This is a genomic window from Staphylococcus warneri, from assembly GCF_900636385.1.
Classification (GTDB): domain Bacteria; phylum Bacillota; class Bacilli; order Staphylococcales; family Staphylococcaceae; genus Staphylococcus; species Staphylococcus warneri.
The window spans coordinates 2,143,052-2,168,139 of the sequence record NZ_LR134269.1; the positions used below are offsets into that span (position 1 = coordinate 2,143,052).

General features: G+C 33.2%; 18 protein-coding genes and 3 pseudogenes. 9 read left to right on the plus strand and 12 right to left on the minus strand.

Annotation, left to right across the window (positions count from 1 at the left end):
- Positions 1–99 precede the first annotated feature (99 nt).
- From EL082_RS10515 to folE2, 3 genes are read left to right on the plus strand one after another with little or no spacing between them, the layout of a single operon-like run.
- Entirely contained in the window at positions 100–462 is a 363-nt protein-coding gene (locus tag EL082_RS10515) for a YojF family protein (protein ID WP_172852425.1), read from the plus strand.
- A gap of 14 nt (positions 463–476) precedes the next feature.
- Positions 477–1,142: a bacillithiol biosynthesis deacetylase BshB2 gene (bshB2, locus tag EL082_RS10520; protein WP_002465886.1), complete on the plus strand. Its 666-nt coding sequence runs from the start codon at positions 477–479 to the stop codon at positions 1,140–1,142.
- A gap of 12 nt (positions 1,143–1,154) precedes the next feature.
- Positions 1,155–2,033: a GTP cyclohydrolase FolE2 gene (gene folE2, locus EL082_RS10525; RefSeq protein ID WP_023374666.1), complete on the plus strand. Its 879-nt coding sequence runs from the start codon at positions 1,155–1,157 to the stop codon at positions 2,031–2,033.
- Between the two features lie 52 nt (positions 2,034–2,085).
- Here folE2 and EL082_RS10530 read toward each other — a convergent pair whose 3' ends face one another.
- A complete protein-coding gene (locus EL082_RS10530) occupies positions 2,086–3,387 on the minus strand; it encodes an MFS transporter (RefSeq protein WP_049415580.1) in 1,302 nt (433 codons plus the stop codon).
- 180 nt (positions 3,388–3,567) lie between these two features.
- Between EL082_RS10530 and EL082_RS10535 the strand changes: the two genes are divergently transcribed.
- Entirely contained in the window at positions 3,568–4,881 is a 1,314-nt protein-coding gene (locus tag EL082_RS10535) for a hypothetical protein (protein ID WP_049415578.1), read from the plus strand.
- A gap of 80 nt (positions 4,882–4,961) precedes the next feature.
- On the opposite strand, the gene EL082_RS10540 is transcribed toward EL082_RS10535, so the two are convergent.
- From EL082_RS10540 to tadA, 6 genes and pseudogenes are all read right to left on the minus strand, one after another.
- Positions 4,962–6,575, minus strand: a complete 1,614-nt coding sequence (locus EL082_RS10540; RefSeq protein WP_049415577.1) for a poly(glycerol-phosphate) alpha-glucosyltransferase — start codon at positions 6,573–6,575, stop codon at positions 4,962–4,964.
- 148 nt (positions 6,576–6,723) lie between these two features.
- A complete protein-coding gene (locus tag EL082_RS12125; RefSeq protein WP_415239129.1) occupies positions 6,724–8,889 on the minus strand; it encodes a fibrinogen-binding adhesin SdrG C-terminal domain-containing protein in 2,166 nt (721 codons plus the stop codon).
- An 851-nt stretch (positions 8,890–9,740) separates the two neighbouring features.
- A pseudogene (locus tag EL082_RS12200) lies at positions 9,741–9,831 on the minus strand (YSIRK-type signal peptide-containing protein); the annotation flags it as partial.
- 376 nt (positions 9,832–10,207) lie between these two features.
- A complete protein-coding gene (locus tag EL082_RS10550; protein ID WP_049414917.1) occupies positions 10,208–10,774 on the minus strand; it encodes an NADPH-dependent FMN reductase in 567 nt (188 codons plus the stop codon).
- Between the two features lie 26 nt (positions 10,775–10,800).
- Positions 10,801–11,667: a Cof-type HAD-IIB family hydrolase gene (locus tag EL082_RS10555; protein WP_002451989.1), complete on the minus strand. Its 867-nt coding sequence runs from the start codon at positions 11,665–11,667 to the stop codon at positions 10,801–10,803.
- Between the two features lie 77 nt (positions 11,668–11,744).
- Positions 11,745–12,251: a tRNA adenosine(34) deaminase TadA gene (gene tadA / locus EL082_RS10560; RefSeq protein ID WP_049414913.1), complete on the minus strand. Its 507-nt coding sequence runs from the start codon at positions 12,249–12,251 to the stop codon at positions 11,745–11,747.
- A gap of 66 nt (positions 12,252–12,317) precedes the next feature.
- Between tadA and EL082_RS10565 the strand changes: the two genes are divergently transcribed.
- Positions 12,318–12,926: a deoxynucleoside kinase gene (locus tag EL082_RS10565; RefSeq protein ID WP_049414911.1), complete on the plus strand. Its 609-nt coding sequence runs from the start codon at positions 12,318–12,320 to the stop codon at positions 12,924–12,926.
- Position 12,927: 1 nt separating this feature from the next.
- Positions 12,928–13,590: a deoxynucleoside kinase gene (locus EL082_RS10570; protein ID WP_049414908.1), complete on the plus strand. Its 663-nt coding sequence runs from the start codon at positions 12,928–12,930 to the stop codon at positions 13,588–13,590.
- Between the two features lie 93 nt (positions 13,591–13,683).
- On the opposite strand, the gene EL082_RS10575 is transcribed toward EL082_RS10570, so the two are convergent.
- The 3 genes from EL082_RS10575 to EL082_RS10585 form a co-directional block, all read right to left on the minus strand.
- Positions 13,684–14,373 (minus strand): HAD family hydrolase, encoded by a 690-nt coding sequence (locus tag EL082_RS10575; RefSeq protein WP_049414906.1) that lies wholly within the window; start codon positions 14,371–14,373, stop codon positions 13,684–13,686.
- 226 nt (positions 14,374–14,599) lie between these two features.
- On the minus strand, positions 14,600–15,676 hold the full coding sequence (locus EL082_RS10580) for a branched-chain amino acid aminotransferase (RefSeq protein WP_015365347.1): 1,077 nt from the start codon (positions 15,674–15,676) through the stop codon (positions 14,600–14,602).
- Between the two features lie 253 nt (positions 15,677–15,929).
- Positions 15,930–16,889 carry an NAD-dependent epimerase/dehydratase family protein gene (locus EL082_RS10585; protein ID WP_049414901.1) on the minus strand — a complete coding sequence of 320 codons (960 nt, stop codon included), beginning with the start codon at positions 16,887–16,889 and terminating at the stop codon, positions 15,930–15,932.
- A gap of 311 nt (positions 16,890–17,200) precedes the next feature.
- Here EL082_RS10585 and EL082_RS10590 point away from each other — a divergent pair, with 311 nt between their 5' ends.
- Positions 17,201–19,864: a 5'-nucleotidase C-terminal domain-containing protein gene (locus EL082_RS10590; protein WP_049414898.1), complete on the plus strand. Its 2,664-nt coding sequence runs from the start codon at positions 17,201–17,203 to the stop codon at positions 19,862–19,864.
- Positions 19,865–19,920: 56 nt separating this feature from the next.
- On the opposite strand, the pseudogene EL082_RS10595 reads toward EL082_RS10590, so the two are convergent.
- Positions 19,921–20,760 (minus strand): annotated as a pseudogene (locus EL082_RS10595) (SDR family oxidoreductase).
- Positions 20,761–20,876: 116 nt separating this feature from the next.
- Positions 20,877–22,511 (minus strand): ribulokinase, encoded by a 1,635-nt coding sequence (locus EL082_RS10600; protein ID WP_103286247.1) that lies wholly within the window; start codon positions 22,509–22,511, stop codon positions 20,877–20,879.
- 208 nt (positions 22,512–22,719) lie between these two features.
- Here EL082_RS10600 and EL082_RS10605 point away from each other — a divergent pair.
- Together EL082_RS10605 and EL082_RS10610 are read left to right on the plus strand one after the other, a co-directional pair.
- Positions 22,720–23,787, plus strand: a pseudogene (locus tag EL082_RS10605) (zinc-binding dehydrogenase).
- 28 nt (positions 23,788–23,815) lie between these two features.
- The gene (locus EL082_RS10610; protein WP_002465577.1) at positions 23,816–25,051 is read left to right on the plus strand and encodes an MFS transporter; all 1,236 of its coding nucleotides are present in this window, start codon (positions 23,816–23,818) and stop codon (positions 25,049–25,051) included.
- Positions 25,052–25,088 lie beyond the last annotated feature (37 nt).

Consider the following 25,088-nt stretch of genomic DNA (forward strand, 5'->3'; position numbering starts at 1 on the left):
TTTAAATTTCATAAAAGAAATTGAGCAGAGATGTACATTTATTGCGTTGTTTTTAGTAAAATAGACTGATAAACACATTGAATGGTGTAAGGAGTGAACGTGTTGGAACCTATCAAATATGAAGAAGTGATGAAATTACTCACATCTTATGAAAATAAACCCGTTTACCTACATGTTGAGACGACAAATGGTGCATATGCTAACCATTTTGATGAACGTGTATTTAATGCAGGTACTTTTTTAAGAAATATACAAGTGACTTATGAACACGCACAACTAAAAGGCGGAGATAAAGATCCATACCGTATCGGTTTAAAACTTCGCGATGGCGGTTGGGTTTATGTTCAGGGACTAACACATTACGAAGTCAACCAAGATAACGAATGTCTCATAGCAGGATTTAATTATGAAGGGCAATTGGCTGCTACATTAGAAATTAGCGAAAAGCCATTTACTATATAGAGGAGGTCAAAATCATGACAGATGAAAGACATGTACTCGTGATATTCCCTCATCCAGATGATGAAACCTTCTCATCTGCGGGAACCATTGCAAGCTATATTGAAGCAGGCATTCCTGTAACTTACGCTTGTTTAACACTCGGTCAAATGGGCAGAAATTTAGGTAATCCCCCATTTGCCACAAGAGAATCATTACCTGATTTTCGCGAAAAAGAATTAGAAAATGCTGCTAAGGCTATTGGAATTACAGATTTACGTAAAATGGGATTGCGAGATAAAACAGTAGAATTTGAACCACATGATCAAATGGATGACATGATTAAAAATTTAATTGATGAAACTAATCCTTCATTAATTATTTCGTTCTATCCTAAATTCGCTGTTCACCCTGATCACGAAGCAACTGGCGAAGCTGTAGTAAGAACCGTTGGACGCATGCCTGAAAATGAACGTCCAAGATTGACTTTAGTTGCATTCAGTAATGATGCCCCAGATATTTTAGGCGAACCAGACATCCAAAACGATATTTCTAAATATAAAGATATAAAAATCAAAGCTTTTGAAGCACATGCATCACAAACTGGGCCTTTCTTAAAAGAATTAGCGAGTCCACAAGTAGATGGACAAGTTCATAGCTTTTTAGAAATCGAACCATTTTGGACATATCATTTCGAATCTTAATGGAGGTTAACAATGACAGAATTTGATTTATCTACACGAGAAGGCCGATGGAAACATTTTGGTTCTGTTGACCCTATCGAAGGTACGAAACCAACTACCAAAAATGAAATGACTGATCTACAAAGCACACACAAAAACTTCTTATTTGAAATAGAAGAAGTAGGTATTAAAAATTTAACCTATCCTGTATTGATTGATCAATTTCAAACAGCAGGTACATTTAGCTTTTCAACAAGTTTAAATAAAGATGAAAAAGGCATTAATATGAGCCGTATTTTAGAAAGTGTTGAAAAGCATTATAACAATGGTATTGAATTAGAATTTAATACGCTCTATCAAGTATTGAGAACATTACAAGAAAAGATGAACCAAAACGCAGCAGGTGTGGATGTTAGTGGCAAATGGTTCTTTGACCGCTTTAGTCCGGTAACCCAAATTAAAGCCATTGGAAATGCTGATGTCACTTATGGTTTAGCAATTGAAGGTACTAACGTAACGCGCAAAGAATTAACGATTCAAGCTGCCGTTACGACGTTATGTCCATGTTCAAAAGAAATCAGTGAATACTCAGCACATAATCAACGTGGTATCGTTACAGTGAAAACTTATTTAAATAAAGATGACATTGTCATTGATGATTATAAAGATAAAATTTTAGATGCGATGGAGGCAAATGCAAGCTCCGTACTTTATCCAATTTTAAAACGACCTGACGAAAAACGTGTCACGGAACGTGCTTATGAAAATCCACGTTTTGTTGAAGACTTAATCCGATTAATAGCAGCTGATTTAGTTGAATTTGATTGGATTGAAGGCTTTGATATCGAATGTCGTAACGAAGAATCCATACATCAACATGATGCTTTTGCACGTTTAAAATATAGAAAATAATAAAAGAAATGCAGTACTTCCAAATATATCAATTTTGGAAGTACTGCATTTTTTATTTTGTCATATGCATTTTCTTTTCACCTGGTCTAACAAAGCACATTGCAATGATACTAATTAATGATGCAACCACTGCAGATACAAACATTGAAGAGTAGCCATAAGATGCTACTAAATAGCCTGTTAATGTTGGCGCAATGACCGTTGCAGTATTAACAAAGAAATGTGTAATACCACCGTATGTACCTGTATTGTTAGGTGTTGTATCAATGATTACAGCCCAATATACGGCATTAGGTAAGAAAATAAATGCGTTTCCAATCATCATTAAAATCATGACCGCTACAATACTATGTGTAAATGGAATGATTAAAAAGCATGTAGCAGCACAAATCATACCTGCTATTGAAAGGCCAGATCTCGCAATACGTAGACTTCCTGTCTTTTTTCTAAGCCAATCTGATAATTGACCACCGAAGTACGCTGTGAAAACTGCCCCAATCCATGGAATCATACCTAAATACCATAATGAATGGATTTCAAAATGATATTCATCCTGTAAATATTTAGGCGTCCAAGTTAAAATAAGAAAGTTAACATATTGGAAACCAAAGTAACCTAACATATTACAAATTAACGTTGTACTTGTAAAAAAATGATACCATTTTTCTTTAGATTGTTCTGTATCAACTGTCTTTTCGACATTTAAACTATCTTCAGTAGAGCGAATAGATCGTAATTCTTCTTCAGAAATTCTTTTATTATCTTCAGGATAATCTGTAAATACCATAGACCAAACAACTACCCAAATCAGGCCTAATATACCTAGCAAGATAAATAGTAATTGCCAGTTAGAAATTGTTAAAAAACCTGAAACAATGGGTGCTGTAATTAATGCACCTAATGGCACCCCAATTAATCCTAATGCCGATAATAAACCTCTTTCTTTAGGTGCAGCCCAATTGGCATTGGTTTTACTAATTGTAGAAAAAATAGGCCCCTCAGCCACGCCAAACATGACACGCAACATGCCGAATCCTGCTAAAGCAGAACCTCCAAATACGGCTATACCTAGTTCACCGGCAAATGCCATAGCAATTTCTACTAATGACCAAGCAGTTCCTGCTACAATCCATACAAATTTCGGTCCTTTTTTATCCGCTGTAATACCCCCTAACAGCGAACCAAACATATAACCATAACCAAAATACCCTAGAATAGAGCCCCAAGCAATCGTATCAAAACCAAATTCTTTGATAATATCCTCTTGAGCGTATGAAATAGCACCCCTATCAATATAATTAATCATTGTCATGATGACAATCATCGTAATAATAAAATAGCGATAACGCTTCATTATGTCCCACCCCTTCATGAACTTTTACACTCGTTAGTAGTGTAGCACAGTTATAATTGGAAGCGCTACCATAAATAGTTAGAATTTTAAAATAATTTTAAAGATTTTATGTTTTAAATGTAATATATATTGTATAATTATCTTTAAAATAACACACACTAATTTAATAGGAGATTAATAATGTATAAAAAATTAACAACTTTATTTTTATTCTTTAGTGTTTTGAGTATTTGTATTACTAATCAAGTCCACGCAAAAAACAAAGAAATTAAAATAACCAATTACACAGTTAACGCTACTACCTCTGATAATACGGGGCATAGTATTTTACCTAATAGTAAAACCAACTTATTTTATTATGATGAAAATGGAAAGAAAATTGATTTAAATGAAACCTATAGTGATGATAATGGCGAAATTAATAATATTTCCATAACTGTTCCTGAAAATATTAAACGATTGTACTTTAACCACAATTTAATAGATAAATCGCAGAACAGTGTCATAGATGAAAATGGCAAACAGAAAAGTTTAATTTCTAGTATAAGTATTCCTAATAATAATGTAATAAATGGAAAGACTAATTACTTATTTGGTGGCAAAGATAAAGCTAACCAAAGTTTTACATACGTACAAACTTGGAACGCATTTCAAACTTTAAAAACTAAAGAGGAAAATAACATAAATTTCACTGTTAATGAACTCAATAAATATAAAGACAAAATATATACACCTTTTTCTTCAAATCCAATAAAAATAATGTATAAAAATTCTGAAAAACCAAGTGGAGCTCTAACTAAGAATAATGAGGATAAAAAGGGAATACTTGAGAAAGATGAACGATATTTACTAATTAATAATCCACCTATTTCAAATAATTATCAATTTTCTAAGCAGCTTGAAGATATAAAAATTAATTTAGCTCATGAATGGGCACATTGGAATATGTTTCAAGTAATAGGACGAGAAGGAATGCCAAGTACTAATTATCAAAGCCATAATAGTTTTAATAGTGATGAACGTATTAGTTATAAAGAGGGATGGGGCGTCTTTCAAGCGAATAGATATACATGGGGATATAATATGAATGTAAAATTGGATACCATGGTTCAGAAGGATAAAATTCAAGATCCTCAATATGGAAAAAAAGATCAACTGTTTGGCAAATCAACTAACTCTACCGTATATCATGTTATAAGAGATTTGTATGACTTAGATAATAATATAGAAGGAAAAGAAGATAAATATAATGTAGCTAAAGATGTTTTTGGAGATAAAAGAAATTACTCTAATCAAGACCTCGAAAAATTATCAGATGGCTTATTGTATATAACAATGAAAGAGAGTAAAGCTACTACATTAGAAGAATATTTAAAATATCTTGATAATAACTTTGTTAATGATAAGCAAGGATTCACTCAAGTCCTTAATACTAATGGTCTAAATTCAAGTGGGCAATTCACTTTAGACGAAAATAATAATAAAATTAATTAAATTAACTATAAATCCGAATGAATATTATTTTTCATTCGGATTTATAGTATTGTTCTATCTGTCTATAAAACTACCAACTATTATTTAAATATATTTTGATATTGAACATAACCAGAGACATAATGTTCTATATCATCAATTCTAACTCTATAACCGTGATGTTTTATAAAGAAACTACCTAATATTCTAGCTGGATTTTTAAAATACATAGCTAATTCTGGATAGAAAAAGCCTGTTCTTTGATAATCTGCTCTAATATGGATAATTTCAATCAATTTCTGTTCATCAATCAATGATTCAACTAGCTCTCTATACCCTTCGGACTTAGCTTTTTGTATCAATCTATATGTTGCCATGAGCATTTCTAAAAATGTAGGGAAGGTTGTTTCACGATTTTTTATATAATCTAGTTCTGTACTTACATTTTTAATTCCAAATTCAAAGTATTTAGCTTCTGGGTTAATTTGTACCAATTCATTTGTACAATAACCTAACCAATGGTCATGGTACTTCCAATAATCTTTAGCAATAAATTGATCAACTAAGCTTTTAACTGTATTCAACCATTTTTCATTGTGATCTTGTTGATACAATCGCATCAAAGCTAAAGCTGCCTCACCGTCATAATAAACAATTCTGAACTTTTCTTTAACAGATAAATCAGGATAATTTAATACATGCGTAGTATCCCATGTGTTTTCATCTATCATTGCTAAGATACCATTTGCTACCTTTTGTGCTGCTTCAAGGAATCTTTCATTATTGTGGTTTTTCAAATATTCACATACTGCAAATATAAATGATGCATTTTGTCCTAATTTAATCTCATTTACATTTTTTGTATCATCAAAGACATACGCATTGCCATTACTTTCATAAATATGATTTTCAATAACGTAATTAATAGCTTTTTCTGTGGAATTTAATGGCTCTCCTAGATAGTTTAATCCTTCAATTAACGCATAAGTGGATGACGAATGACGTAAAATATTGTAAAAGCCTATTTCTTTATCAAAATGAGGGAAATACCCGTAATTAAATTTTCCACTATCTTCCATCATATTTTCTAAAAAGTGTGCACTACTCTCTATCATTCCATCAATTTCTTCACTTAAATTATCTACTTTTCTTAATCCCTTTTTATAACCTTTTGAATGTAACTCATAAACTTTTCCATCATCTAAAAAGTATGATTTAGTAAAAAATTTAATTACAGTTTTAGAATCATATAATTCATGTGAATACACACGTTTGTAATTTGTGTATTTTCTCATGTAATTGTTAATATTGTCTTCGGATAAAAATAATTCTTTCGATTTTTTATTTGGTCTAACAAAAGCATTTACATTTATTTCTTCTGGTAAAAATGCAATGTTCCAGTTTTGATCTAGAGCAATACCAAAGTCAATATAATTACGTCTAGTATTAACCAATTCTTTTTTTAATATGTCAAATGGTATATATTCATAATTTGTTACTATATCCACTTTAATCCAAGTTGGTAACTCACCTGCTTTTTTCTTGAATTTTTGACATAGCTTATTAATTTCGCGTTCCAAATAATTAGTTTTTTTCAAAAGTTTTACCTGTGCTTTAATAGATGGTTTCCCCAAGCTTATAAACACATAACCTTCAATACTTTCTTTACTATTAATTTCTTCTATTAAATTTTTAATATTATTCTCAATTCCCATATTTACCTCCATTTTCAACATTTATGTATGTATTATTCATTATAACAACTATAACTTAATTATATAGTTCTTTATTAAAATTTTAAATAAAGCCAGGTCTAATAGACCTGGCTTTATCAACATTTTATATGTTGAATAATATTAATTATTATTTGTTGTCTACATCTTTTTTACGGCGTCTACCGAATAAGAATAATGATCCTAATCCAGCGAATAATGAACCGAATAAAGTAGCACTATTTTGATTTGAATTTTCACCAGTTTCCGGTAATGCTTCATCATCCGCATTATCTTTATCCGCATCTGCATCAGAGTCTGCATCCGCATCGGCATCTGCATCGGCGTCGGCGTCAGCATCCGCATCAGCATCAGAGTCTGCATCCGCATCGGCATCTGCATCTGCATCAGAGTCTGCATCCGCATCGGCATCTGCATCTGCATCAGAGTCTGCATCTGCATCGGCATCGGCATCTGCATCTGCGTCAGCATCCGCATCTGCGTCTGCATCTGCATCCGCATCAGAATCGGCATCGGCATCCGCATCAGAGTCAGCATCTGCATCCGCATCGGCGTCTGCATCGGCATCCGCATCAGAATCGGCATCGGCATCTGCATCCGCATCAGAATCGGCATCGGCATCTGCATCCGCATCAGAATCGGCATCGGCATCCGCATCAGAATCGGCATCGGCATCCGCATCAGAATCGGCATCGGCATCCGCATCAGAATCGGCATCGGCATCCGCATCAGAATCGGCATCGGCATCCGCATCAGAGTCAGCATCTGCATCCGCATCGGCGTCTGCATCGGCATCCGCATCAGAATCGGCATCGGCATCCGCATCAGAATCTGCATCGGCATCCGCATCAGAATCTGCATCAGCATCCGCATCAGAGTCGGCATCGGCGTCAGAGTCGGCATCGGCGTCAGCATCCGCATCAGAATCTGCATCGGCATCTGCATCGGCGTCAGAGTCGGCGTCAGCATCCGCAGCTGCGTCAGCATCCGCATCTGCGTCAGCATCCGCATCAGAATCTGCATCGGCATCTGCATCCGCATCGGCGTCAGCATCGGCATCTGCGTCAGAGTCGGCATCTGCGTCAGCATCCGCATCTGCGTCGGCATCTGCATCCGCATCGGCGTCGGCATCTGCATCCGCATCGGCATCCGCGTCGGCGTCAGAATCTGCATCCGCGTCGGCATCCGCATCAGAATCAGCATCGGCATCCGCATCAGAATCAGCATCTGCATCTGCATCTGCATCGGCGTCCGCATCAGAATCTGCATCGGCGTCGGCATCAGCGTCGCTGTCATCACCATCAGCAGAACCGTTTCCATGTTTCATTATATTTTCATTATCCCAGTAATAAGATCTGAAATTATTATTATTATCATAATTCGTTTCGGTTACTCGTGTTTTAACATTATTATTACTTTCATCATAATGTCCATCTACTATTATAATGTATGCTTTATTTGTATCTCCAAATTTAACATTTATTGAATTATTTCCAGTATCTGAAATCCACCCATCAAAATCACTAGTAACATCTACTAAATTGGTATCTTGAGGGTTAACATAGTAACTCTCTGCTAATTTAGAGACATCTTTAACTTCGTAAACTTTAATATTTGTGTTTTCTATGTTTACTTTAGCACTACTTTCATCAATATTATCAGTATGTCCCTGAATATTTACATTCATATTTCTAAGATTATGTTCCATTGGATTAACATAGATAGTTTGTTTATACTCATTCAAACCTGATGTTTTATCGATCTTAGTGATGAATGAACTTATATTTGCACCCTGCACGTCATTCTGTCCTTGAACTGGAGAACTATATTCAATATTTATACTTGATTCATAATTTTCTCCTGCAATTTCAAAATTTAAAGGATATTCCCCACTAAAAGGTGTATTTTTTCTATCTGTCCAAATTGGTAGCTCAAATCTACCTTTTACATTTTGTTTATTATTTACAAAATCAGTAAATATATATTTTCCTTCTTTATTTAAAGTATCGTAAGTTCCAGTAGCAACAATATCTCCATTTGCATTCTTTAAGTCAGGTAACTTCATAGTATTATTTGCATTACTATAATCGATGTCTCCATCTATAGTTATGTTTTTTGGTATTTTAAAGGTAAAATAGTCTCCAGATTTAACGCTATCTTCTATGTTGAAGGAAGTGTTCAACTTAGTATTTCCACTATGATTTGGATCAATTGTCTTATTATCGAAATTGAATTGATCAACACTCACTTTATTATTTACATTTGTTCCACTAGTTTCAGCTGTCAATCTTTTCATTTCTATTCTATTATTTGGTTTTGAAGTACCTTCAATTGAACGTGTTGTGACATAAGTATTTTCTGATTCCTTTTTATTGGAATAATCTTGTGCTAAAGCACTTACTAATGTGTCTTCGTCTAGATTATTATAATCTAAGTCTAATTTTTCAACTTGTGCCTTTGTTTCTTCTTGACTTGTATTATTTACATTAGCAATATAGTTTGTTAACGCTTCTTGTTTATCTTGAGTTGTTGATGCCTTTTGAATATCATTTACTACTGTATCAAAATCTTGTGTTGTATTTGTTTCTAATGATTTTTGAGATTGAGTTGTATGTTGAGATACTTGTTTTGTAGTCGTTTCTTGAGAATAAGTTTGGTTCGATTCTGGAGCTTGATCTGTAATTATTTTAGATGTTGATGCTTCTTTTGTTTTCTCAGCTTTTGGTTCTTCTTCTGTTGTTGGTGCTTCTTTGGTTGTTTCTTCTTCTTTAGTCGTGTCGGCTTTTGGTTTTTCCGCAGTTGCTGGCGCTTCTTTTGTTGTATCAACTTTTGGTTCTTCTGCTGTTGCTGGCGCTTCTTTTGTTTTCTCAGCTTTTGGTTCTTCTGCTGTTGCTGGCGCTTCTTTTGTTTTCTCAGCTTTTGGTTCTTCTGCTGTTGTTAACGCTTCTGAAGTAATTGCTTCATTTGTTACATCAACTTGTTCAGGGTTGACATTATTGTTAGTTGCTTGTTCATTTGTTTGGACGCCACCTTTTTGTTTAACACTATCTTGAGAGGCTGTATCTTCGTTAGATTGAGTAGATTCTTCAGTACTTGTCTTCTCAGAAGCATGTGCTTCATTATTACCAATACCGAATACTAATGTGGCACCGACTAATATTGATGCCGTCCCCACTGTAAAACGTCTAATTGAATATTTGTTAAGTTTGTTTGGTAAAAAATCCATTCTTTTATTCATTTACTTCCCTCCAAAGTATATATATTTATATGTAATAAACATTTTATTCTTATGTTTATTACACAACATGATAATATACCAATCAATGTTTTGCAATATATATTATTTTGTAAATATTATAATAAATTTTGAGTTTTTTGTATTTTTTGTATTTGAAATTATTTAAAACTATATTTTATAATATCGTTTATACTTAAGGTTTTGAAATATTGCATTTAACAAATAAAAATTATCAATTCTTATAAACAACAAAAAACTCAAACAAGTTTTATATAATGTAGATATTTAGAAATTAGTATATTTTCCACCTAATCTTTAATATCTATTTAATACTTGTTTGAGTTGCTTTTAATCATTTTCTATTTTAGTTGTGCTTTTATTTTAAATGGTCATATGGACTATTATTTACGAAAGAAACAATTTGATCTACAAATAATCTGGCACGTAACTGGAATTCATCATCTTCTAAATATAATGTGCCATCATCTAATTTAGCGTAATCACTATCATGCGTAGCAATTTGTGTAGGTACAGCTATGCCTAATAAACTTCTCACGATAATTCTTAAATGTGATAGTGGTTCAGAACTTACAATACCACCACTATTTCCAATCAATCCAACAGGTTTCATTTTAAAGTAATCCATATTCAAGTGGTCTAATGCATTTTTTAAAATACCTGAAAATGAACCGTGGTAATTAGGTGTTCCTAATATGAAGAAATCCGCTTCCATAGCCTTACTTTGTAGTAAATCAACATTATTTTTAATCTCTTCAGTCGCTTGTGTTGTCCCTGCAAAATCAAGTTGATGTATAGGATTTTTCGCTAATTCAAAAATCTCCAACTCTACACCATGTTCTTCGAATTGACCTTGTAAATATTGGGACAATGCGTGTGTATGAGATCCTAATTGTGCACTGCCGATAATTGCTAGTCCTTTCATTATCTATATCTCCTTTGTCGATTATATTATTTTTTCTGATCAATCAATTTCATTATAGCTTTACCAACACCGCTATTTTCATTAGTGTCAGTAGTGTATGTTGCAATTGCTTTCACTTCCGGTGCAGCATTTTCCATTGCAACAGGATAGCCAACACGTTCTAACATAGACATATCATTCAAATTGTCACCGAGCGCCATCACGTTTTCCATTTTCACACCTAAACGTTCTGCGATTGTTTCTAACGCAATACCTTTTTGTGCATCTGAGTGGGTAATCTCCAAATTCCCTCTTGAAGAAGACGATATAGCTAAGTTAGGTGACGTTGCAAGTTCTTGCCCAACACGATCCATTTTTCCTAAATCAGGATTAAAGGCTAACACTTTCATTATTAACTCACCAGGGATGTCCTCTATCGCATCATAGCTATCAACAACTTTTAAAGTTCCATTATCAATACGTTTTTGAATACCATTTTTAATTTTTTCAACATCTGCTTTTTGACCTGCTCTCTCAGCAATATCAATATAAATATCCAAATCACGTTGTGGATCTTCAGTATAAATACCTCTATTAGTATAGATTTGGTAATAAATACCTTCTTCTTTTAATTTTGAAGTAACTTTGTGTACTAATTCATGATTCAAATGAGAGGTACTCATTATATTGAATGTTTCATCTCGAACCTCTGCCCCATTCAAGCAAATATAAGGCACTTTCAAATCTGTTTCAGCTACTGGTGTGTTAGCTTCATAAAATGCTCTTCCTGTCGCTATGACTACAGTAATACCTTGTTCTTGGGCATATCGAATTGCTTGCTGATTTTCTTCTGAAATTTCGTGTGCCGCGTTTAATAACGTACCATCCATGTCTGTTGCTATTAACTTAATCATTCGTTAACCTCGTTTCATACTATATAGTATTCATTATATTAAAGATTCGTGGATTGACAATGACTTACCTTACTACTCTATTCTAACAAATCCGATTCATGATTTAGTATAGCCCGTTTGTCGGATTTTTTCTTTTCTCTTAACTTTCTAAAGAAGTTTCTTAGTAAATCACCACATTGTTCTTCTAACAATCCACTTTCCACTTGTGCTCTATGATTAAAATCCGGTTGATTCAATAAATTCATTAAACTTCCCGAACATCCCCCTTTAGGATCTGCTGCGCCATATTTAATATATGGAATTCTACTCATCACAATAGTGCCTGCACACATCACACAAGGTTCTAGTGTGACATATAAAGTACAATCTTCAAGACGCCAACTACCTAATACTTTTGCTGCTCGTTCAATAGCTAAATGTTCAGCGTGGGCTGTAGGTTGTTGCAACGTTTCTCTCATATTATGCGCTCTTGCTATAACATGATTATTCTTAACTATAATTGCACCTATAGGAACTTCTTCTAGTAGTTCGGCCTTTTTAGCTTCTTTGATTGCAATTTTCATATAATATTCATCAGTTTCCATTCGTGTCCAGACACCTCACTTGTGTTACAATACTCACTGTCTATCTTAACATTTGGAGAAGTGAATATGAATAAACCATTTATCGCAATTGAAGGTCCAATCGGTGTTGGAAAATCTTCTCTTGCTCACAAATTAAGTCAATCCTTAGATTTTTATGAAGAAAAAGAAATTGTCGATGAAAATCCATTTTTATCTGACTTTTATGATGACATTTCAAAATGGAGTTTCCAAACAGAAATGTTCTTTTTATGTAATAGATATAAACAGTTTAAAGATATCGAGTCAATTCACAAAGGTATAGTAAGTGATTATCACATTTATAAAAATAAAATCTTTGCTAAAAATACATTAGACCGTCATGAATTCAATAAATTCTCACGTATATATGACATTTTAACCGAAGATTTAACAATGCCAAATACAATAATCTTTTTAGATGCAGAATTAGATGTATTAAAACACAGAATTGCTAAAAGAAATCGTAGTTTCGAACATCAAATCGAAGATGATTATTTACTTGCTTTGAAACGTGACTATCATACTTTTTATAGTTCTTTAAAAGATAGTGATGTTCAAGTATTACACATCAACACGTCAAATATGGATTTTGTCACTAATGACAAAGATTATCAAGAGATACTTACTCAGGTAAAATCAATGATTGGAGATAAATAAAATGAATTCATTTAACATACCACAAGACGCCATAATCACAATTGCAGGTACAGTTGGTGTCGGTAAGTCTACCCTCACTCAAGCTTTAGCAAATAAGTTAAATTTTAAAACCTCATTTGAAAACGTAGATCATAATCCCTATTTGGATAAATTCTATCAAGATTTTGAGCGTTGGAGCTTTCATTTACAAATCTACTTTTTAGCAGAACGTTTTAAAGAGCAAAAACGTATGTTTGAGTATGGCGGCGGGTTTGTACAAGACCGTTCTATATATGAAGATGTAGGTATCTTTGCCAAAATGCATGAAGAACAAGGAACTATGAGTAAAGATGATTTCAGAACTTATTCAGAACTATTTAATGCCATGGTCATGACACCTTATTTTCCAAAACCAGATGTTCTTATTTATTTGGAATGTGATTATGATGAAGTCATTGAACGTATCAAACAACGTGGTCGTGAAATAGAAATTGATACCAACCCTGAATATTGGCAAAAATTATTTGACCGTTACGATCATTGGATTAATAACTTTAATGCTTGTCCAGTCGTTCGCGTGAATATCAATGAATATGATATTCATAACGACCCCGACACACTAAATCCTATTATCGATAAAATTGCACATGTTATCGATACGTATCGTCAATTTGACCCAAGATAACCAAAAACCAAATAGATAAGCTCCCAACATTAGTAACCACATCTATAGTGGCCACAAAGTCGGGAGCTTTTTTTTATTTAATAAATACTAACATTATTGTTTATCAAGCACTTGTTTAACTTCTTTAGCACTTTCAATGATGACATCCGCTTCGTGAAGTTCTTCTCTTTTAGCGATACCCGATAACACACCAATACTCAATCCTAAATGTGCATTAATTGCAGTCTTCATGTCATTTGCGGTATCTCCTACAATCACTACTTGTTCTGGTTTAACATCATAAGCTTCGAATAATGGGTCTAATACTTTGGGACTCGGTTTTTCTTCAGCATGTGTTTCTGTTGAAATAACTAAATCGAATAAATCTTTTGATTGGGTTGCTTCTAAAAATTGAGTAACTCCTTTGTTGGTATCACTTGTTACAATACCTATTTTATAGCCATCTTGACGTAAGGCTACAATCGTATCATAAACACCATCTATCCAATGATTTTCTGGCTCTCTTGAGTCTACTAACTCTTGGCTCGTATTTCTTGTCCATTCAGAAGTATCTTGACCAGTAACATCATCAAAGGATTTAATCATTTCGCCTAGCGACCCTGAACCCATTACAGAATCTGGAACAATCTTATCATCTAGTATGCCTAATTGTCTGTGCGCTACTTCTTTATCATGAACAGGAAATGTATCTAACAATTTATCAACAAGACGTATACCAATTTTTTCCCAACTCTTATCAAACTCTATTAACGTGCCATCTTTATCAAACAGTATCCATTCCATTGATATCACTACACTCCATATTTTATTTTTGTTTCAATACGTATTATTGTAGTACAACCATAGTTAAAAATGTAGGAAAGTTACTTTTAAGTCGCTTCTTGGATTAAAAATAATTATTTTAACTATACGAATAATATTATAACTTTAACGCATATAATCGCTGTATTATTGTTTATTAAAAAAGCTAGAAACCTTTAATAAAGGCTCCTAGCAATAATTTAAAATTTTAGTATCTAGGCACTACAAAACGCCAACCGTGACGATCTTCTAGCGAACCATTTTGAATACCTGTATATTCATTATAAAGTTTTGTCGTAATTTCACCTGGTTCATTGTTGTTAATAACAATTTCTCTATCTTCATAACGTAAAGTACCTACTGGTGAAATCACTGCTGCTGTACCAGTACCAAATACTTCTGTTAACTCACCTTTGTCGTACGCTTCAAATAATTCGTCAATAGAAACTCGACGTTCTTCAACTTCATATCCTAAATCTTGCGCTAACTCGATAATAGATTTACGTGTAATACCTGGTAAAATACTACCATTTAATGCTGGTGTAACAATTTTTCCATTTTCAACAAAGAAGATGTTCATACTACCTACTTCTTCAACATATTTTTGTTCAACACCATCTAACCAAAGCACTTGGTCGTAACCTAATTTGTTAGCGTTCGTTTGTGCTAATAAGCTCGCAGCATAGTTACCTGCTACTTTAGCAAATCCTACACCGCCACGTACGGCACGTACATATTCGTCTTCTACATAAATTTTAGTGGATTTTAATGTGTCACCACCATAATAAGCACCTGATGGGGATAAGATAATTAATAATTTATACGAATGAGATGCTCTTACGCCAAGAATACCTTCAGTCGCAAATACAAAAGGACGGATATATAATGATTGGCCTTCACCTTCTGGGATCCAATCACGTTCAACATCTACTAATTGTTTCAAACCTTCCAATAAGACATCTTCATCCACTTCTGGCATTTCCAAACGTGCTAAAGAATTATTAATTCGTTTAAAGTTTTCATCTGGGCGGAATAAAACAACTTCATCATTATATTTATATGCTTTCAAACCTTCAAATACAGCTTGACCATAATGTAAACCTTGAGCAGCTGGTGAAATTTCAAATGGTGCATAAGGCACTATTTTTAAATCATGCCAACCCTTATCAGCATCATAATCATAACTCAACATATAATCTGTAAAGTATTGACCAAATCCTAAATTCGAATTATCTGGTTTTTCTTTTAAAGTATCTCGTTTCTCAAATTTAACTTGTTCTGTCATGATAACGGCCTCCTAATATTGCTACCAATATAAATAGTTATACTAGATTATAGCAATCGTATATATACTATTCAATAAATTTTCCGAAAATTCAAACTAAATACTAATATGTATAATATATCTTAAGTAAAACACTATCGCTTTTATCTTACAAGTCAAGTAACTGCTCGAAGATAAAAAATCACTCCTTCTAATGTAAAAATAATTAGAAGGAGTAAAACTAACATTTACTACGTTATATTTAATAAGCAGATTATTTTGTTGCTTTTTCTTTAGCTTCAATAGCATCTAACATTAATTTAGTCATACTTTCTAAATCATATTTAGGATTGAAGCCCCATTCTCCACGTGCACAACTTGTATCGATACTATCTGGCCAACTTTTAGCAATACCTTCTCGTACAGGATCCACATCATAGTCTAACGTAAAGTCTGGATAATGTTCTTGAATAGCTTCTTTAACCATTTCTGGATCAATACTCATAGCACTTAAATTATAACCATTTCTAGTTTCTAATTTAGCACCATCAGCTTCCATTAATTGAATAATAGCTTCAATTGCATCGTCCATGTACATCATATCCATAAATGTACCTTTATCAATATAGCTTGTATAATGATTTTCTCTAACTGCTTTAAAGTATATTTCTACAGCATAGTCTGTAGTACCGCCGCCTGGTTCTTTAACATGTGAAATTAATCCTGGGAATCTTACACTACGTGTGTCTACACCAAATTTAGTAAAGTAGTACTGGCATAATAATTCTCCAGCAACTTTATTGACACCATACATTGTTGTAGGTTGTTGAATCGTTACTTGTGGCGTATTCACTTTAGGTGTTGAATCACCAAATGCGCCGATTGAACTTGGCGTGAAGAAATGTAAATCGTATGTACGTGCTGCTTCTAAAGCATTCATTAATCCACCCATATTTAAATCCCAAGCAAACATAGGGTTCTTCTCTGCTGTAGCTGATAATAAAGCAGCCATATGCATTAACGTATCAGCTTCGAAATTTTTAACTAATTCAAACATTTTGTCACGATCTGTTACATCTAGAATTTCAAATGGTCCATCTTTTACTGGCGAATCAGCTTCTGGTTCTCTAATATCCGTAGCTAGTACATTATCTGTACCATAAATTTCTCTACATTTAACTACTAATTCTGTACCTATTTGTCCTAAAGCACCTGTTATCATAATTTTTTTCATTATAAATCTCCCCTTGTGTTTATAGAAAATTCGTTGTCTTTCTCGTGTGAACAAATTCTCGATTTACATCTATATTATAATATAAAAGCGTTTTCTTGTATATATAGTGAGTACAAAGTTAGAATTTCTAATTTTTGATATTAAACCAATATCTAGTTATAAATTTAAATTTTTTAGGTACAATGTCATATACGTTAATCAAATATTAATAAACCTTAAAATTACAGTAAATTATGTTTATGCAATATTTTTATTTAAATTTTATATGCTAAAATTGACTTGTTATATTTTTGATTATTAAGGAGGCCAATATGAAGCGTCTATTTTTTTCATTTATTTTAATCACGTTGATTTGTTTAGGATTTATCAATCATCCTGTACAAGCAGCTGAAAATCAAAGTGACAATCAAAAGAGTAATACCACATCAACTCAACAAATAAATACAAGTAGCCAAGAATCAAGGCCAAAAGCCACCACAGAACAGCAACCTTCAAAAGATGATACTACGACATCGTTACCTGAAGATAAAACTAATAAAACGTCTTCTAATAATAACCATGAAAATCAGCAAAATATTTCTGTACATAATGAAGAACTAGCTAAGTATCAAAATAAAGCAATTGATACAAATACTCATAGAGATGACAACAATTCAACAGTTAAGAGTAATAAAAATACTACAAACATAACTTCTTATCATTCAAATACACAACACGAACAACCAAATTCAAATACCAAGGAACAAGTAGTAAATATTAACAAGAATTCAAATGCACCAAAGCAACAGTTAAAAGAACAGCAATCTTCAACTAAAAATCAAAGTAACAATGATAAAAATCATCAACAGCAGGCTGATCAGAACAAGCAACTATATATAACTTCTACACAAAAACAAGAAAAAGCTAAACATCATGACAGCTCGAAAACAGAAAGTACTAACAAAAATGAACATACAATTTTACATACTAACGATATCCATGGCCGCTTTGTTGAAGATGATGGAAAAGTTATTGGCATGCCTAAGGTTAAAGGTCTTAAAAATAAAGAAAAGCCCGATTTGTTATTAGATTCTGGTGATGCTTTCCAAGGCTTACCTGTCTCTAATAACTCTAAAGGCGAAGAAATGGCAAAGGCTATGAATAGTGCCGGCTATGATGCCATGACCCTAGGCAATCATGAATTTGATTTTGGATATGACCAACTACTTAAATTAAAAAAGCAACTTAACTTTCCAATGATTACTTCAAATGTTTATAAAAATGGTAAGAGTGACTTCAAACCATCAACAATTGTCAAAAAAAATGGCGTCCGTTATGGCATTGTTGGAGTAACAACACCAGAGACTAAAACTAAAACTTCACCATCGGCTGTTAAAGGTGTTGAATTTAAAGATCCACTGACAAGTGTAAAACATGCTATGAATGACATTAAAGATCAAGTAGATGTTTTTGTCATTTTATCTCATTTAGGTGTAGATCCTAATACTAAAAAAGAATGGCGTGGCGACTATTTAGCAGATCAATTATCGAAAGATAAATCATTTAAACAATCTATCATTGTATTAGATGGACACTCTCATACTGTCATTGAAAACGGTAAATCTTATGGTAAAAATGTATTAGCTCAAACTGGAACTGCCTTAGAAAATGTCGGACGCATCCGATTCAATAGAGAGAATAATCAAACCAAAAATCTTAAAGCGGATTTAATCAACGTCGCTGACACAAAAAATATTAAACCTGACACTAAAATTGAAAAACAAGTAAACAAAGCGAATGATGACTTCTTAAAAGCGACATCAACAGTCATTATTCCTAATAACAAAGTGAAACTTAATGGTGAACGCAATGTTGCCCGTACACAAGAAACAAATTTAGGTAATTTAATTACTGATGCAATGGAGGATTATGCTTCTAAGAAATTTAGCCATCGCCCTGATTTTGCTATTACAAATGGTGGAGGCATTAGAGCATCTATCGATAAAGTCAAAGTAACACAAAATGATATTATTACTGTTTTACCTTTCGGAAACTTAATATCTCAAATAAAAGTAAAAGGTTCCGATGTTAAAAAAGCTTTTGAACATAGTCTAAGTGCGCCTACAGAATCAAAAGATGGCAAATCACAATTAACGGCAAATGGCGGCTTCTTACAAGTATCTAAATCTATTCGTATTGGATTCGATATTACTAAAAAGTCAGGCAATAGAGTTACGGATATTCAAATTCTTAATCATGATACTGGAAAATTCGAAAAGTTAGACCCAAATAAAACATATTATGTAGCAACAAATGATTTCACCGCTAATAAAGGTGATGGCTATGACATGTTTGGCGGTAAACGAGAAGAAGGTGTTTCTTTAGATGAAGTAGTTGCTCAATACATTAAAAATGCTGATTTATCTAAATATGATACCAACAAACCTGAAAGAATCATCAATGGTCAACTGTCTCAAAATAATAAACATAATGACAAAGTCGTTCCACTTCCAAAAACAAAAGACATTAAAACGACTTATTACCCTGGAAATAATGTAGCGACAATCTCATCACATCAAAGAAACCACTCAGATAAGTCGTCACGCAATCCGGTTAGTCGTATCGGTACCTATCAACCTAGCAGTAAAATAACTGCAGCGACTCAAAACAATACGCATCAGAATAATAAGCCATTAAATAAAAAGCAGATTGAAGCATCAAATCAAAGCTATGAACAAAACAAAACTAATATGTTTAATACACAATCAGCTTATCTGAGACACGCAACATCATACACTCAATCAAATTTAGATATCGTAAAATCTAACACTAAAGATATACAAAACATGTATAATGGAGAGCCTTCTCAACAATCGAAACATACAATTTCAACTGTACTTCCTAATACAGGAGATAGTAATCATTCTGATGTTATCGCGCTATTAATAGCGATAACTGGTATCACTTTATTATATTCACGTAAAAAATCTGCATAATATAAAGAAGGTCATGAGACAGTATTGCATGTCTCATGACCTTCTTATTACAATCTTTATTCCATTAAAAAATCTTTAAATGTTTGTGGTTTATCGTTAACTAAGTTTTCAAAATCGTTAGATTGTTGATCCAGTAATCCCCTTGCACCCGCTTCATACATGGATGCTAAAAGTGCTCCAAATCCTTTTGGTTCATCATACATATTTGCAAACGTCTCTAATGAAACAGGTTCATATTTAATTTCTGTTTGAGATACATCTGATAAAATATCTGCAAGCTCATACATATCATAACTATATCCTGATAATAAGTAACGTTCTCCCCATGTATCAGGATTTTCTATGATGGCAATGATACCTCTTGCAATATCATGTCTAGTTATATAATTAATTCGTCCTTCACCTACTGGATATATCAACTTATGCATATCCATTAATTCTGGAAGATACGGTTTCAATGGATCCATATACATTGCCATTCTGACATATGTATAATCAATACCGCTTGAAGCAAGAAGACGTTCAGCATATCCAAAGTAAGGACTCATATGGAAAGGATTATTATGTTGATCAGCATAATATCCAATATAAATTATATGACTAACACCGCTTTGCTTTGCTGCACTAATTAGATTCTCTACTTCTGGAATTCTTTTAATAGATGGATGTATGATACTTGGTATAAAAATGACCGTATCCATATCTTGAAATGCTGTAATCATACTTTTTTCATCAAAATAATCTAATTGCCTTACAGAAACATTATCTCTCCATTGTTCTGGAACTTTCTCTTAATTTCTTACCCCTATATAAAATCGGTCAATACCATGTTCGATGGCTTGGCTAGTAATATGATGACCTAAATTTCCTGTAGCACCTGTTAACATTATATTCATTTCAGTCAGCTCCTTTATTTAAGACTAATACTTCTAACCACATAAATAAACTTATTGATACAAAAAACACTTAGTGAATTCAACTTCTCCAATTCACTAAGTGCTAAAATCTATTTTTATACTTCCATTAATTTACCCACATTACGCATGATTCTCGCTTTTTTATAACCATGAATATCATGCAATTCTTTATACGCGCTAAATAGTTTCTTATAGCGTTTCACTTTTTCAGGATCTGGCGTTACTTCATATAAAACAGGTTCTTTCATAGACTCAATTGCTTCATTTAACGTTTGATGTGCACCACCACAAACTGAACCAAGAATTGCTGCACCAATAGCAGGTGCATATTCACTATCTATTATGGTTACTTTTTTATTTAGTACATTTGCATAAATGTCCATCATTAGTGGATTTTTCTTAGGAATACCACCACAAGCAAAGACATCTTCAACATCCATATTCCAACTTTGGTATTGTTGCATAATCATTTTAGTACCAAATGCTGTAGCTTCTAAGTATGCACGGTAAAGTTCTTCATGTGTCGTTTGTAACGACATGCCAAATACACACCCTTTTAAGTTACTATCACTTAACACACTTCGGTTACCGTTATGCCAATCTAATACAATCAGACCACTTTCGCCAGGCATTTGATCTTTTACTTTCTCATTTAATAATTCAAAAATTGAAATATCTCTTTCATTCGCTTCATCGACATATGCTTTCGGTGATTGATTTGCAATATATTCAAAAAGATCACCTACTGCTGATTGTCCCGCTTCATAAGCATATAAATCTGGAATAATTGCACCTTTAACAGAACCTGAAATACCAGGCACTTGATGTTGTTGTTCATTTAACATAAGATGACATGTACTTGTTCCAATTACCATTGTCATTTGCTTGTCTTGTTGTGAACCAATACCTAATAAACTAGAATGTGCATCTATGATAAACGGACTTACTTTTGTTTTGGTAGAAAGACCCAATTTCTCTGCCATCTCTTCAGAAATTTGGCCAACTGTTTCGCCTATTTTAACAATTGGTGCGTCCACCTTTTCACGTACAACATCTGATAATTGATCATCTACTTTATCAAACAAATCATAATGGAATCCTTCATTTTCTTCCCAAAATGATTTAAAACCTAAACCACAATTAGAGCGAACATTTTGTCCTGTTAATTTATTAACAATCCAATCTCCAGCTTCCATGATATTAGCTGTTTTTTCTAACACTTCTGGTGCCTTGTTCATTACTTCCATAATTTTAGGAATCATCCATTCACTACTAACATTAAATCCATAGTAGCCTAACCATCTACTCTTATTATCTAATGCCGTTTGGAAAAGTTGATCCGCTTCTGCTTGAGCACCATGATAATTCCATAGTTTTACATATGCATGTGGATTATTTTCAAATCCTGGTAAATTATGAATAGGTTCTAAATGTTCATCTGTAAACATAACTGTAGAAGAAGTAAAATCAATACCAATACCTACAATTTCTTCTGGGTTTACACCTGAAGATTCAATTAAATATGGCACACCCTCTTCTAAAACTTCCATATAATCATTTCCATTTTGAAGTGAGAAGCTATGTGGTAACTTAACTCCATTTAAATTCTTTTCAATTGTGCCATGTGTATATGGCTTTATATATTTATCTATTATTTTTCCATTTCTTGTATCAACTAAAAAAGCTCTTCCTGAGCCTGTTCCGTAATCTACTCCAATGCTATAACTCATAGTTATACCCCCATACTTTATCTACATCTCTTTAAGTAAGCGTTTTCCTAAATAATACGCATAAATGAACAATAAATCAATCATAAAAGTTCAAAAAGAACCAAAATGAACATTTTCGTACAAAAAATCATTGACACAAGCAACTGTAAGCGTTTACTATTGTTTACATAAATAAAAGTGAACAAGTATTAAAGGGATGTGAACAAAAATGAGCATTGAGTCAAAAGCTTATCGCCTAATTCAACCAGGCGAATTTGAATATACAACAATTTATCATGAGTTTAGAGATGGTGATGTTATTGTTAATCCTTCAAAAGCAAGTGTTTGTCATGCTGATTTAAGATATTACACAGGTAATAGAAGAAAAGAAGCATTAGACAAAAAATTACCTATGGCTTTATTCCATGAAGGTATCGGTACTATTTAAGATTCTAAACATCCTGATTATCAAAAAGAAGACAAAGTAGTTATCGTTCCGAATATCCCTTCTCGTTTAAGAGCTGGTGAATTCGAAGAAACGGATTTATTAGATAATTACGATGAAAATGCCGTATTTATGGGTAGCGGCTATGATGGTATTTGCCAAGATAGAATGGTGGTACCTGGAGATAACATCGTGAAAATTCCAGACACATTAGATGAAGACGTCGCTTTATTAGCTGAATTATGTTCAGTGTCATTATTCCCAATCAATCAACTTAAAGAGATCACTACTAAATCTTCTCCACAAGTTGCAGTATTCGGCGATGGTCCAGTTGGTTATTTAGCAGCAACTGCACTTCATTATATATATGGTATTGAAAAAGAAAATTTAATTGTTTTCGGTGCTATCGAAGAAAAACTTCAATCATTCGAAAACTTTGCTACAACACATCTTGTATTTGATTATGATTTCAACAGTCATAAAGGTGTTCATACTGTATTTGAATGTTGTGGTGGTAAATTCTCTGAATCTGCAATTAACCAAGCGATTGATTTAATCGATAGACAAGGTCAAATTGTTTTAATGGGTGTTACTGAAGACCTAGTTGGTATTAATACACGTGACGTATTAGAAAAAGGTTTAACACTTTCAGGTAGTTCAAGAAGTACAAAACATGAATTTGAACAACTCATTGCTTCATTCGAAAACGAAGATTATCAACAAGCACTTAAAAAATTAATCCCTGATGATTACTATGATATCTATAGTACAGAGGATCTTAAAAAGGCGATGGATGATACTGCAGCACATAAAGGTTGGAAAAAAACATATTTAAGATATCACTGGTCATAAACCGTGATATCTAAGGGGAGATAACATAATGATGAACAAGACAACGTTTTTAGGTATGCCCAAACAAATCGTATGGGGTTACATTGGGATATTAATATTTATGATGGGAGACGGCCTAGAAATTGGTTGGCTAAGCCCCTATTTACAACACAATGGATTTAGCTCAAATGAAGTAAGTTGGTTATTTGGGTGCTATGGTATTACAGTTGCAATTGCAAGTTGGTTCAGTGGCGTTTTAGCTGAAGCATTAGGCGGTAAACGTACAATGTTTATCGGTTTAGTATTGTACATTATTGGAACAATATTCTTTGTTGGTGTGGCACTACCTTCTGAGAATTTAGCAATTATGTATCCTGCTTATGCATTAAGAGGTTTAGGTTATCCTTTATTTGCTTATTCATTCTTAGTTTGGATTTCATATCGTTCTGAACAACGTACGTTAGGTGCAGCTGTAGGTTGGTTCTGGCTCGTATTTACTGGTGGATTAAATGTGTTAGGTGCATTTTACTCTATCTTTGCGATTAAATACTTAGGTCATATTGGAACATTGTGGAGTTCATTATTCTGGGTAGTTTTAGGTGGATTCTTAGCTATCGTCCTAAATAAAGATAAATTGCCTACTGATAAAAGCAATGCAAAAGCAAAATTAGCTGAAATGTTAAAAGGATTCACAATCGTTGTTGAAGAGCCAAAAGTATTAGTAGGTGGTATTGTACGTGTTATTAATACCACTGCACAATTCGCTTTCCCAATCTTCTTACCACTTTACTTAGAATCTTACGGTATCCCAACTTCTAAATGGTTAGCTGTTTGGTCAGCGATTTTCTTCGGAAATATCGTCTTTAACCTTATTTGGGGTATTATCGGAGATAAAATTGGTTGGCGTAATACTGTTATGATTTTCGGTGGTATCGGTAGTGGTATCTCATGTCTATTAATGGGCTATGTACCAATCTGGTCACACGGAAATATCATTTTACTTACAATTGTTGGTGTTGCTTGGGGTATCTTTATCGCAGCATATGTACCTTTAACTGCTTTAATTCCTTCATTAGTGAAGAAGGATAAAGGTGCTACCCTTTCAATTTTAAACTTAGGTGCTGGTTTACCAGTATTCGTAGGACCAATGATTGTAAGAATTTTCTTAGAACCTTTTGGTGACTTAGGTGTTATTTGGATTTTAGGCGTATTATACTTCATTAGTACAATACTAACTTACTTCATTAAAATGCCGAAAAGTCAACAATACGGTGAAACAGAATAAAACTCAATAATATAGAGGCTGTAGGCTAAGTATAAGA